At 54.6% G+C, this 13617-nt stretch carries 6 protein-coding genes; all 6 read right to left on the bottom strand.

What is annotated here, in order from left to right; genetic code table 11:
• Window positions 1–30: 30 nt before the first annotated feature.
• The 6 genes from fusA (SMC3_RS00640) to SMC3_RS00615 all read right to left on the bottom strand — a co-directional run bounded on the left by fusA (SMC3_RS00640) (window position 31) and on the right by SMC3_RS00615 (window position 13378).
• Window positions 31–2121 (bottom strand): elongation factor G, encoded by a 2091-nt coding sequence (gene fusA, locus SMC3_RS00640; protein ID WP_119089710.1) that lies wholly within the window; start codon window positions 2119–2121, stop codon window positions 31–33.
• A gap of 33 nt (window positions 2122–2154) precedes the next feature.
• On the bottom strand, window positions 2155–2625 hold the full coding sequence (gene rpsG, locus SMC3_RS00635; RefSeq protein ID WP_119087516.1) for a 30S ribosomal protein S7: 471 nt from the start codon (window positions 2623–2625) through the stop codon (window positions 2155–2157).
• Window positions 2625–3026, bottom strand: a complete 402-nt coding sequence (rpsL, locus tag SMC3_RS00630) for a 30S ribosomal protein S12 (protein WP_119087517.1) — start codon at window positions 3024–3026, stop codon at window positions 2625–2627. The genes rpsG and rpsL overlap by 1 nt, the downstream gene beginning before the upstream one ends.
• Before the next feature lie 145 nt (window positions 3027–3171).
• Window positions 3172–7071, bottom strand: a complete 3900-nt coding sequence (gene rpoC / locus SMC3_RS00625; RefSeq protein ID WP_165846478.1) for a DNA-directed RNA polymerase subunit beta' — start codon at window positions 7069–7071, stop codon at window positions 3172–3174.
• Between the two features lie 16 nt (window positions 7072–7087).
• On the bottom strand, window positions 7088–9175 hold the full coding sequence (gene fusA / locus SMC3_RS00620; protein ID WP_119087519.1) for an elongation factor G: 2088 nt from the start codon (window positions 9173–9175) through the stop codon (window positions 7088–7090).
• 21 nt (window positions 9176–9196) lie between these two features.
• On the bottom strand, window positions 9197–13378 hold the full coding sequence (locus tag SMC3_RS00615; RefSeq protein WP_165846477.1) for a hypothetical protein: 4182 nt from the start codon (window positions 13376–13378) through the stop codon (window positions 9197–9199).
• Window positions 13379–13617: the final 239 nt, after the last annotated feature.

Here is a 13617-nt window from a genome sequence, read left to right as displayed (position 1 = left end):
CTCTTTCGCCATTATAACCTCCCTGTATGATTACGCCTTGCTAGACGAACCCTCGAACTTGGTGACAACTTGTTCCCTCACATCCTCAGAAACCCTCTGATAATGCGAGAACTCCATTGAGAAAGAACCACGGCCCTGCGTCAGGGAACGCAGAATCGTCGTATATCCAAACATGGCCGCCAAAGGTGCCGATGACTCGACGACCTGCAGGTGTCCACGATCTTGAATCTGCTGGATGGTGCCCCTTCTCGCCGTCACGCTGCCGATGACGTCGCCGATATTCTCCTTCGGAACGACAATCTCGAGTTTCATGATTGGTTCCAGAAGGAAAGGCGATGCTTTTGTGCAACCTTCACGCAGCGCCTTGGAAGCAGCGATCTTGAAAGCCATTTCTGATGAGTCGACTGGATGATACGATCCGTCCGTAAGCGCAACCGTCACGTCGACAAGCGGGAATCCAAGGATTGGCCCCGAGGTAACTGCTTCGCGAACGCCGGCTTCGACAGACGAGACGAACTGTTTTGGCACCGAACCACCGACGGTTTTGTTTACAAACACGATTCCTGTACCACGCTCCCCTGGAGAGATTCTCAGGACGACGTCGCCATATTGGCCGTGCCCTCCGGTCTGCTTGATGTACCTTCCCTGCTGGACAACTTCGCGACCGATTGCCTCGCGGTATGCGACCTGCGGTTCACCAACACTGGCGTTCACCCCATATTCCCGCAACAGACGATCGATGATGATCTCAAGGTGGAGTTCACCCATTCCCGAGATAATTGTCTCAGAAGTCTCTTCATCTGTCTTGATTCGGAACGTAGGATCTTCAATCGCGAATTTGGCCAGCGACGCGGCAAGTTTCGCCTGATCAGCCTTGGTTTTTGGCTCAACGGCCACCGAAACCACCGGCTCCGGGAAATGCATGGTTTCCAGTTGAACGAGCTTCTCTTCGTCGCACAGGGTCGTACCGGTGATAACGTCTCTCGAACCAACAATAGCCCCGAGATCACCCGCCCCAAGCTCCTCGACATCCTCGCGCTTGTTAGCATGCATCCGAAGCAGTCTGCTGACTCGCTGCTTGTCACCCTTGTTCGCATTCACGACATACGAGCTGCTCCGCATGATTCCTGAGTAGACACGTACATAGGATAGGATACCGACATAGGGATCGGACACGATCTTGAAGACCAGAGCCACCAAGGGACCATTCACGTCGCTCATGACGTCTACTTTCTCGTCAGTTCCCGGAATCTTTCCAATGGCCGGCTTCACATCCAGGGGTGAGGGAAGATAGTCCACAATACCATCCAGCAAAGGCTGGATGCCCTTGTTGCGGAATGACGACCCAACAAACACTGGGACCACGAGACTCGCAATTGTTGCCCGACGAAGAGCAGGCTTGACATGACTCCACTCCATCGTGCCGGTAGCGACATATTCTTCCAGAGCCTCATCGTCCACTTCGGCTACTGCCTCGATAAGGTGCTCGCGAGCTTCAGCAACCTGGACGGCCTCACGTTCGTCAAGTTCAACGGTTTCATAGGTTTCGCCAGTAGGATCAGTGAACAGATACTTCCTGGCCTCCATGACATCGAGAATCCCTGCGAATGTATCTTCCTTTCCGACTGGCAATTGTACCAAAGCAGGTCGCGCTCCCAGTTTCTCGCGAATTGCCACAACTGTCTTCTCAAAATCGGCACCAACGCGGTCGTATTTGTTGATGTAAACGATGCGCGGAACATGGTACTTGTCCGCCTGGCGCCAGACCGTTTCCGACTGAGCCTGTACCCCCTCGACACTAGACAGGATAATTACGCCCCCATCAAGCACTCTGAGAGCGCGTTCCACTTCTGCCGTGAAGTCCACGTGGCCGGGCGTATCAATGATGTTGATCTTGAAACCCTTCCAGAAGGCTGTGACAACGGCAGATTGAATCGTAATGCCGCGTTCACGCTCTTGAGGCAGAAAATCCGTGGTCGTATTCCCATCATCGACGTTGCCAAGCTTGTACGTGGACCCCGTGTAATAGAGAATCCGTTCTGAGGTCGTTGTTTTCCCGGCATCGATGTGAGCAATAATCCCGATGTTTCGTATGTTGTTCAGATCGTTCTGATTAAGCATGCAGTGCCACTACCCTTCGACTGCGTTCCGATTCTACCAGCGATAGTGAGAGTACGACTTGTTCGCCTCTGCCATCCGGTGGACATCTGACTTCTTCTTGAAGGCGGAGCCAGTCTCGGAAACCGCGTCAATCATCTCATATGCTATCTTCTCGATCATCGACTTGCCAGCGCGTTTCTTCGCGGCGTCAACGATCCATTCCATGCTCAGGTTGATACCTCGGCGCGAGTCAACCTCAACAGGTACCTGAAGCGTAGCTCCACCGACTCGGCGGGGTTTCACCTCAACCAGGGGTCGGCATTTCTCAACAGCCTGCTGGAAAACTTCAATGCCAGGCTTCGTGCCTTTCCCGTCGATCATTTTGATAGCTCCATATACAATACCTTGTGCCTTGACCTTCTTACCCTTCTTGAGGATCTTGTTGATGAAGTGGTTCAACAGCTCGCTGTTGTAGATAGGATCAGCCTGAGCTGGCTTGCGGAACTGCCGCTTCTTCCTAGGCATTACTTGCCACCTTTCTTCGCTGCGGCGCCCTTCTTGGCTCGCTTGGCTCCGTACTTTGAACGTGCCTTCATACGATTGGCCACGCCTGCAGTATCCAGTGTTCCACGAATAATGTGATACCGCACGCCAGGCAAATCCTTGACCCTGCCGCCACGAATCAGCACCATCGAGTGCTCCTGGAGGTTATGACCGACACCACCGATATAAGCCGTGACCTCCATGCCGTTTGTCAGACGAACTCTGGCAATCTTGCGCAATGCGGAGTTAGGCTTCTTCGGTGTCGCGGTCTTGACCTGGGTGCAGACACCCCTCTTCTGTGGGCAACCCTTGAGCGCCGGAGTCTTTGTCTTGTACTTCGGCTGCACGCGGGGAGACCGCACCAGTTGGTTAAATGTCGCCATACAGTTTCCTCCTAAGGACGTAAATACACATCTCTAAATGATATGCATTAGGGGGCAAGTGTCAAGCGCTTGTCCCCTTGACAAATCACACTCGCACAGCCCAGACGTCACTCGTTCGACTCTGTGGCCTCGTTTGCCCAAAAATCTAGCTTCCGCGAGCCTCTCGTAAAGGTTCCGCCTGCGTTTTGCGCTTCTCAAACATGAGTTCCGGAGACGATGTGCCAGCAGGAATCGACTTGCCCACGATGACGGCCTCCTTGAGGCCGGTCAGCCGATCGATCTTGCCCTTGATTGCTGCGTCAGCAAGCACTCTTGGCGTCTCCTGGAATGATGCAGCGGACAGGAAACTATCCGTTTCGAGAGAGGATTTTGTGATACCCTGAAGCACAAGGTCGAAGGAGGCAGGCTTGCCACCCTGCGCGCGGACCTTGCGGTTCTGCAGCAGGAGTTCATGCTTGCTCACGATCTGGTCGGTGAAGAATGTTGTATCGCCCGGCTCGACAACCTTCACTTTCTTCAGCATCTGGCGAATGATCATCTCCACGTGCTTCACGTTGATATCGACGCCCTGGGAACGATAAACCTTCTGGACTTCCTGAACCAGGTAACGAGCCGTCTCCTCGACGCCCACCAGCTCAAGGAGACCCTTGGGATCGATGGAGCCCTCGGTAAGCTGATCACCCACGCGCACGTGCGCTCCATCCTTGACGCGGAACCTGGTCATTGGCAAAACTTTGAACTTGGCTTCGACACCCGTCTTGGGCGTGACAACAATCTGCTTCCTCTCCTCAAAGTTCTTCTCTTTCACATCAACGATGTGCAAGACACCATCCATTGTCGAGACGACTGCTTGCCCCTTTGGCGTACGTCCCTCGAAGATCTCCTCAACACGAGGCAGACCAGTTGTGATGTCAACGACCGCGATGCCTCCTGTGTGGAACGTACGGAGGGTGAGCTGCGTACCGGGTTCGCCGATGGACTGAGCCGCGATGACACCGACCGCCTCCCCGACCTGAACATCATTGCCAGTGGACAGGTCACGGCCATAGCACATGGCACAAACGCCGTTCTCACTTTGACACGTGATGGCAGAGCGAAGACGTACGCTGGTGATACCAAACTGCTCGATAGCTATCGCCACTTCGTCGCGGATAAGACCATCCTTGGGAACCAAAACAATATCTTCGTCCACGACCACCTCGATGGACGTGATGCCAGCGCGTTTCGTTGCCGCAAGCACCTTCTCGGTAAGAAGGTCACCCTTCTCTGCGAGACTCTTCTTTCCCTCAGCAGACACGACGTCTGTCGCAACAGGTCGATCGAGGATACGTTCGAGCGTCGTCTTCGACCAGGCTGGGTTCACTTTGATCTTCGATGCACGGAGCACGATATCATCGGCTGCGTACCGGCCGGCAATCTGTTCGCGGAGGCCAACGATGACAGCACCACCATCGACGACAGGCTGAACGGTCAAGCCACCAACATACCGCTGGATCTTCAGGAACTTGAGACCGAGGGCTTCCAGACGTTTCGCCTGTTCCCACGAGATCTCCTCGCCAGACTGGATGATGGTCTCTCCGGTCAGAGGATTCACGACCTGTTCGTCGGCGATCTTGCCCGCCAACTCCTCCGAAAGCGAGGACACCACCAGATTGCCAATCTTGATCTCACGAGCCTGAGAGTGTGTGCAGTCTTCTTCGCGGACCACAAGTTCGTGCGCGACATCGACAAGACGACGCGTCAGGTAGCCCGAGTCAGAGGTCTTCAGCGCAGTATCGGCCTGTCCCTTGCGGGTACCGTGTGTCGACAGGAAGTACTCGAGCACAGACAGACCCTCGCGCAGGTTGGACTTGATGGGGAATTCGATAATCTTGCCCGTGGGATCTGACATCAAACCTCGGATACCCGTCATCTGTACGATCTGTTTCTTGCTTCCACGGGCACCGGAATCCGCCATGATACGCACGGAGTTCTCTTCGGTAAGGTTGCGGAATACGGCTCGTTCGATCTCTGCGCCCTTCTCCTGCCACACCTGAACCACCTTCAGGTAGCGGTCGTTGTAGGACAGGAGCCCCTCGTCATAGAACTCGTTGATCTCGCGGACGGTCCTGTCGGCATCGTCGAGGATACGCTGCCGCTCGGGTGGAACTTCCATATCCGACAGTCCAATGGACATGCCCGATTCAGTCGCATACTTGAATCCGAGTGCCTTGATGTTGTCGAGAAGGACACAGGTCTTGGACACGCCAAACTGGCGCGAGAAGTCCAGGATCATCGCCTCGATCTCCTTCTTGGGCATCGTCTTGTTCTGGAAGGCGAAATCACGGTACTTTGCCTCACCCTCGAAGATAGTTGCCCGGAGTTCGTCGTTGAACACGACTCGACCTGCCGTGGTACGGATCTTCATGCCACCAAGGCGAACAAGAACGGGGTCGTGGACACGCAGCTTCCCTGACTCGAAAAGGTAGAGGACGTCCTGCTCGCTGTACACAGGAGTCGAATTCCACTTCATCGCCTTCATCTTCTCCTTGATCTCATACGTGAGGTAGTAGGCACCGAGCACCATGTCCTGGACGGGGCCGGCCATGGGGTTGCCGCTTGCAGGCGAGAAGATGTTGTACGAGGAGAGCATGAGCAGACGGGCTTCGGTCTGAGCTGCAAGACTCAGGGGAAGATGAATGGCCATCTGGTCTCCGTCGAAGTCGGCGTTGAACGGCGTGCACACGAGAGGCGAGATCTGGATGGCCTTCTCGTCGATGAGCACGGGTTCGAAGGCCTGGATCGACAGACGGTGAAGGGTCGGCGCACGGTTCAGCAGAACGACGTTGCCCTTGACGACCTTCTCGAGGATGGTCCACACTTCTGGTGTGGGCTTCTCGACGATGTCCTTGGCAACCTTCATGCTGCCCACGACGCCTTCTCGCATGAGCCGGTAGATGACATGGGGCTTGAACAGCTCGAGCGCCATTTCCTTGGGGACACCGCACTGACTGATCTTGAGCTGCGGGCCCGAGACGATGACGGCACGGCCGGAATAGTCGACACGCTTGCCCAGCAGATTCTGACGGAATCGCCCTTCCTTTCCCTTCAGTTTGTCGCTGAGGGAGCGGAGGGGGCGACCGTTCGCATTGACAACGGGATATTGACGCTTGCTGTTGTCCAGCAGAGCGTCCACGGCATCCTGGAGCATCCGTTTCTCGTTCTGCAGCAGGATCTCGGGGGCGCTCTCATCGATCATTTTCCCCAAGCGATTGTTGCGGTTGATGACCCGGCGGTACAGTTCGTTGAGGTCGTCCGACGCAAATCGGCCTCCCTCCAGTTGAACAAGGGGCCGAAGGTCCGGGGGAATCACCGGGATGCGGGTCATAATCATGTCCGTGGGCTTTCGGCTATTGTTGATGAGAGCCGTGACAACGTCCAGCTGCTTGACTGCCTTTGCACGGTCCTGACGAGACTTGCCCTTGATTCGGACAAGGAGATTGTCGCGCATTTTGTACAAGTCAAGGTCCTTGAGGAGTTCGAGGAACGCCTCGGCACCCTTCCTGACGACGAACTTCTCACCCTTGATCTTGCGATCCCGGAACTCTTCATCAGTCACAAGTTGTTTACGCACGAGCCCCTCGGCATCGCCTGGGTCCAGGACAAGCCAGCTGCCGAAATAGACGACCTTCTCGACAGCCTTGCTGGGCATCTCGAGGAGAAGCGCGATGTAGTTGACAGCGTTGCGGAAGTACCAGATATGTGCGACCGGAGCGTGGAGTTCAATGTGTCCCATACGCTCGCGGCGAACGTTGGAATCGGCTACTTCGACGTGACATTTGTCACAGACCTGACCCTCGAAGCTTTTTCCCTTGAGCTTGCCACAACGGCACTGAAAACTCTTGGTCGGTCCGAAGATGATCTCGCAGAATAGCCCATGAGGCTTCGGTTTTCCGCTCCGGTAGTCAAGCGTCTCAGCTTCAGTCACCTCTCCGTGTGACCAGCTGCGTATTTCCTCCGGTGAAGCCAAGTGGAGGGACAAAGCCTCGATCTTGTTGTTTCTCAATCTTCCTCCCTTCGAACTACTCTTCTTCCTCAGCGACCATGGTGGCCTTCGCGTCGGCAATGATCTTCTCAGCAATCCGCTCGGGCACTTCCTCGTAATGATTGACCTTCATCGAGTATGTACCGGTTCCCTGAGTAATGGATCCCAAGTCGATACCATAGTTCAACATCTCTGCAAGCGGGACAGACGCCTTGATGATTTGCTTTCCCTGAACATTCTCCATGCCGGAGATCTTGCCACGCTTGCTCGTAACATCACCCATGACGTCGCCCATGTACTTCTCGTCAACGATGGTCTCGAGAGTGACGATTGGCTCCAGCAAGATCGGATTGCACTCGTCAAAACCCTTCTTGAACGCCAACGATCCTGCTAGTTTGAACGCCATTTCCGACGAATCGACAGGGTGGTATGACCCATCTACAACGGCAACCTTGATGTCCACGGCAGGGTATCCAGCCAAGCGGCCCTTGCTCATGGTCTCCAACATACCCTTTTCGATAGCCGGGATGAACTGCCTGGGGATTGCTCCCCCGAACACCTTGTTCTCAAAGACCCAACCAGCACCACGTGCATTTGGTTCCATATCAATCCAGCAATGACCGAATTGACCATGGCCACCAGTCTGCTTCTTGTGCTTGCCCTCCACGTGTGCCTTGCCCTTGATCGTCTCACGGTATGGTACGCGAGGTACTTCCAAGTCGATGTTCACACCGAATTTCTTCTGAAGACGCTCCACAATGACCTGAAGGTGAGCTTCACCCAGACCGCTGAGAATGGTCTCGTGGGTCTCGGCGTTCTTGTCGATCACAACGGCAGGTTCTTCTTCCTTGAGCCGGCTCAGGGTGGAACTCAGTTTGTCGTCGTCAGCCCTGGTCTTTGGTTTGAGAGAACGCATGAGGAGGGGGGCCGAGAATACGATCGGCGCCAAGTCAAGAGGAGCATCTTTGGTCGAAATCGTATCGTTCGTCGCAGTGTGCACCAATTTCGAGATGACAAGGATGTCCCCGGCAACTCCTTCATCTGCAGGTTCCTGCTTCTTCCCGATCATGTGGAACAGGCCACCGACTTTCTCCGAGACATCTTTCGTTCCGTTATAGATTTCGTGAGCAATTTTCCCGCTATAGATGCGCATGAACGACAACTTGCCGACGAACGGGTCTGAGGTGGTCTTGAACACAAGTGCTGCTACACGCGCCGCCGGATCAGCCTGAAGTTCCACCGTCTCATCGGTCCCCTTGCGAGTCGCTTGGACCGAAACCTCGACGGGCGAAGGAGCGTAGGATGACACAAAATCCATAAGGTAGTCACAACCAACCCCTTTCAGGGCAGACACGCCAAGGACTGGGAACACCTGGCGTTTCTTGAACGCCTTGGTGAAGACCATCACGAGCTCGTCCTGGGTCAGAGCTTCTCCCCCAAGATACTTCTCCATGATGGCGTCATCCGATTCGGCAACAGCTTCCGTGAGGGCAACGCGCGCCGACTCGTAGTCGGACCTGACAGTATCCGGAATGGCATCGGACACACTCGCCTCGTCTTTGCCGGCTGTATAGGCGTAGACCTTGCCAGTGAGGACGTTGACAAACGAAGAGAAAGCGGGACCTGAGACAATCGGGATCGTCAATGTGACGACCTTATGTCCAAAAGCATCCTGTAACTCAGTAACTCGGGCATCGAAGTCGATATTCTCCAGGTCGACCTTGTTGATCACAAATGCGACGGGAATATGCTGCGCTTCGCACAAACCCCAGAAACGCGGGGTCTGGACTTCAATACCAGCACCGGCATTGATTGCGAGGAATGCGGCGTCAGCTACCCTGACCGCCTCCTGTGCTTCTGTCATGAAATCGGCATATCCCGGGGTATCAAGCAGATTCAGCCGAACCCCCTTGTAGTCAAATTCGCAAAGGCCAATACTTGTGCTGATATGACGTTTTATTTCCTCATCCAGGTAGTCGGAAACAGTAGTTCCATCTTCGACGCGGCCAACTCTCTGGCTCGCGCCGGCACGGAAAAGCAGGCGTTCTGTGATCATCGTCTTGCCAGAGCCGCCTTGTCCAACTAGCGCGAAGTTCCTTATGTCACTCGGGCTGAATCTGCTCACCTTTTCCTCCCCTAGAGAATGCTATTCGTTGTCTTCGAGCACTACCTTGGTACTCTTCGCGTGAGTGTCTCCTGCCTTCGGCAGCGTCTCCAGGTCCAACCCAAGCCCACGAAGTTCTTTCACGAGAACGTTGAACGACTCTGGAGAACCCGTTTCGAAGAGGTTGTTTCCTTTTGTGAGACGTTCGTAAGCCACACGTCTGCCCTCAAGATCGTCCGATTTGATCGTCAGCATCTCCTGCAGTACGGTCGAGGCACCATACGCCTCCAGGGCCCATACTTCCATTTCTCCAAAGCGCTGGCCACCAAACTGTGCCTTGCCACCGATTGGCTGCTGGGTAATAAGGGTGTAGCGGCCGGTCGAGCGCGCGTGCATCTTGTCTTCGGCCAAGTGAATCAGCTTAAGGATATATGCTTCTCCTACGGTAACCTGACTATCAAAGTACTTGCCAAAGACCCCATCTCGAACGTCCTCCTTGCCACTGTCGTCGAGTCCAGCTTTGCGAAGAAGTGCTTTGATCTCTTCCTCGGTAGCACCGTTGAACACGGGCGTCATAGCGCGAACGTTCAATATCCGGGCAGCCATGCCCAGACTGGCCTCAAGAAGCTGGCCGATGTTCATGCGTGAGGGTACGCCAAGCGGGCTCAGGATAACATCGACAGGTGTTCCATCCTGTAGGAACGGCATGTCCTCCTGCGGCAGAATGCGCGTAATGACACCCTTGTTTCCATGGCGTCCCGCAACCTTATCTCCAACGATGATCTTGCGTTTCTTGGCGACATAGACTTTTATGATCCGTTCGACGCCGACGGGAAGAGCGTCACTCGTGTTGTCTTTCGTGATTTCCTGCACGTCGATGACGACTCCGTCCTCTCCGGGCGGCACCTTATAAGATGTGTTCTTGTAGTCACGAGCCTTGTCATGGAACAGAGCGAAGTAGACCCTTACCTCAGGAGACTCCTCCTGTTCAGCGCGTGGCGTGATCTTGCCCACAAGAACATCCTCAGCTTTGACGTGCGCTCCGACTTGAACCACGCCACGCTCGTCCAGATGGCGTGCGAGTTCCTTGGAGACGTTGGGCGGGTCGCGGGTGATCTCCTCTTTGCCGAACTCTGTCGACCTCACCTCGATCTTGTGCTCTTTGATATGAATGGACGAAAGACTATCGTCGCGTACGAGACGCTCACTGACGATGACGCCGTCCTGGTAGTTATATCCTCGCCATGGGACATAGGCAACCAGGAGATTCTTGCCGAGGGCAAGTTCCCCTTCTGCAGACGCATACCCGTTTGCGAGAAGATCGCCGACGTGTACTTCATCTCCTGTGGAAACGGCCGGGTGCTGGTTGATACACGTGTCCTGGTTCGTCCGCTTGAACTTCTGAAGCTCGAACAAGCGAGCCCGGGGTACGGAAACGTGGGTCACTCCGTTCTTCGCCATCAGAATCAGATCGTCACGGGTCAACTTTCTCCCGACAGCCAGCTTCTTGACCTTGGGCTTGCGAAGCTGAACGTCCTCAGCAAGTGTCTGACCAGCAAGCGATCCGTTGACTCGGAAGAGCTCATAGCCTGCCGCCTTGGCAGGATCATACGTCAGAATGCTGGCGTTCTTGTCTTTGGCAAAGAGGTCGCGGAGACTCTCCTCGGCGACCGTGCGACCGATATCGGAACTCAGATCCAGCACCGATGTCACACCCAGAATCCGATGGCCGAGAACTTGTTGTCCAATGGGCGTCATGGTCAGCATCTGCAGTTCGACCAGCGTTGTCTCGTCACCTTCCTGTATCGGAAGAGAGCGAACCTTTGCGTTGTTGATGAGGCGGCCAAGCAGAGTTTCCGTGATCTTCGTGCCGGCTTTGTGCACCTTGTTCTTGCCTTCCTGCACATCCTTAGCCAACACTTTCCCGACCAGACCATCATTGGTCAGCACGTCAAACAGGTCCGTCAGCGAATTCTGAACGATGGAACCTGCGGGAACGTATTGAAATGATTCGACTCCCTCATCCGAAAGAGCCTCGACCTGCTCGCGCGAAATCTCCGAGCCTATCAATTTGAGAATAACCTCTGGAACACCGGCAGGCGCGAAGGAAATAGGCACCATGCGGACATCGCCGAGAATACCGGGCTCGTTTGCATCTGAAGCGAGCATGACGGGAATGACGTCCACCGGAATGCTGCCGGCCTGGAGGTCCGCCACGTTGACCAAAGGCGAGATCCGGATCTGCTCGGCATCCACATATGAGACGATCCCGTCCACATCACTGAGCACGAGGTCGCCGTTGTCATGAACAACCCGTCCTTCCATGGCAGTCGAAACGCGGGCGCGATCTGGACGTACCAATGGCACCGCCTGTCGTTGCATGTTGCAGCCCATGAGGGCGCGGTTTGCGTCGTCATGCTCGAGGAAGGGAATCAACGAGGCCGAAATCCCAAATACCTGCGACGGCAAGAGGTCAATGTAGTCAACCTTGCCGGCAGGAAGCTCTTTCGGGAGGATTTCGCCGCCTTCGCTGCGCTGCCGGGCGATAACCGTCTTCGAAGTCAGACGGCTCTTTGCATCGACAGCAGTATTGGCTTGGGCGATCGAATGGTGCTCTTCCTCCTCGGCGTCCATATAGACAACATTCTTCTCATCCTTGCGACCATTCTCGACCTTGGCATACGGCGCGGTGATGAATCCAAACTGGTCAAGTTTGGCGTATGAACTCAAACTATTGATTAGTCCTATGTTCCCACCCTCTGGAGTCTCGATGGGACAAATGCGACTGTAGTGGGAAGAGTGGATATCGCGGACTTCCACGCCCGCCCGCTTCCTGTTCAGACCGCCTGGTCCGAGGGAGCTTAGCCGTCTCTTGTGCGCAAGACTCGACAACGGGTTAATCTGTTCCATGAACTGGGATAGCTGACTCTGGCCGAAGAAGTTTCTGATAGAAGAGATAACCGGCTTGGTGTTGAGGACATTCTGGAGGTTCATCATCTGCTCTGACGAGTAGATCGTGACCTTGTCACGGGTTGCCTTGGCTACCTTCAGCATACTGTCCTGAATTTCCTCGGCAAGCAACTCCCCCACACGCCTGATACGACGGTTCGCCAGACTGTCGATATCATCGAAGTTGGCTTTGCGTTCGCGAATGTCAATCAGGTGCCGAATAATGGAGACGTAATCGTCTTTGGTCAGCACAGCAGAATCGCTGTCTGCTCCAAATCGTTTGTTGATCTTGTATCGACCAATCGGTGTGAACGTGTTGTATGCCTGGTCGGTTAAAAGGGTCGAGAGCAGACTCTGCGCAGCCTCGAGCGTAAGGCGTTCCTTCGGTTGCATCTCCTTGAAGATCTGCTTCACCGCCTCTTCCTGATTCGTCGTCTTGTCGGCCTTGAGTGTCTTGATAATCCAGCGGTCAGGCTGTTTGCTGCTGACCAGAAACGAGCTCGCGCCATGATTCTCAAGAAGGCTCATTGCTTTCCGGGTAATCGCAGCACCTTCCTTGATGATCTCCTTGCCCTTGGAATCCAGAAGTGGCTCGACAGCCGTATATTCGGCCTGATCAAACACCGACCGAAGCTGTTCGGTGGATAGGCGCTCGCTCTTCTCGATGGTGAAAAGACGCTCGATCTCCTCGTTGGACTCGATGCCAAGAGCCTTCAGCACGAGAGTCACGGGAACCTTGCGAGCCTTCTTCCGAAGACGTGTATAGATGACATCGTCCTTGCCAGCCTCAATTTCCATCCAGTTTCCCCGGTCAGGAATAAGGGTCACCATGTAGATCTGTGCGCCGGACAACTTGTCCTTTCCACCCTCGAAATAAACGCCAGGCGAGCGGACCAGCTGTGAAACGATCACGCGTTCCGCGCCATTGATGAGAAACGTTCCAAATGGTGTCATGAGCGGAATTTGTGTAATGATAAGTGGCTGTTCCCGTATCTCACCGGTTTCCTTGTTGATGAGGCGGAAATTGGCACGAACCATCGCTTCAAAACTCAGCCCTGCCTTGCGGCAGTTCTCCATCAACTTGGCCGGCTGTTCGATATCGTGGTTCACATACTCGATCCGCAGTTTAGCGGTGTCGATGGGAAATACTCTCGCAAAGATCTGAGCGAGTCCTGGTCCCAGAAGCCAGTCGTAAGACGTCTTCTGGAGCTGGAGGAGGTCGGGCATCGCGTAACTTGATTTGATTTTGGTAAAGTCTATAATATCTCCTGCCACGCGCATGGCTCTCCTTTCATATCGGTGTGGAAAAATGCGGTCAAATTAAAAGTTTACTCCCTTTTGTTTGACAGTCAACTGCGTTCTCTCCACGATTTTTTGGCCTTCGCCAATCAGCCTCTCTTGTCAGGGAAATATGTCTTCACATTTTCATCTCCCGTAAGCACCCGCGCAGCCAGGGGAAAAGGGCCTGCGATTCCCTTTCGTCTTCACTTTGTCCATTCGAAAACACTCCACAC

This window comes from Candidatus Cryosericum hinesii (assembly GCF_003570985.1).
Classification (GTDB): domain Bacteria; phylum Caldisericota; class Caldisericia; order Cryosericales; family Cryosericaceae; genus Cryosericum; species Cryosericum hinesii.
This window is presented reverse-complemented; position numbering and strand designations above follow the sequence as displayed.

Excerpts from the sequence above, each read along its gene's own strand:
- fusA (WP_119089710.1), bottom strand. The coding sequence starts at position 2,121 with ATGCTTAATCAGAACGATCTGAACAACATACGAAACATCGGGATTATT.
- rpsL (WP_119087517.1), bottom strand. The coding sequence starts at position 3,026 with ATGGCGACATTTAACCAACTGGTGCGGTCTCCCCGCGTGCAGCCGAAG.
- rpsG (WP_119087516.1), bottom strand. The coding sequence starts at position 2,625 with ATGCCTAGGAAGAAGCGGCAGTTCCGCAAGCCAGCTCAGGCTGATCCT.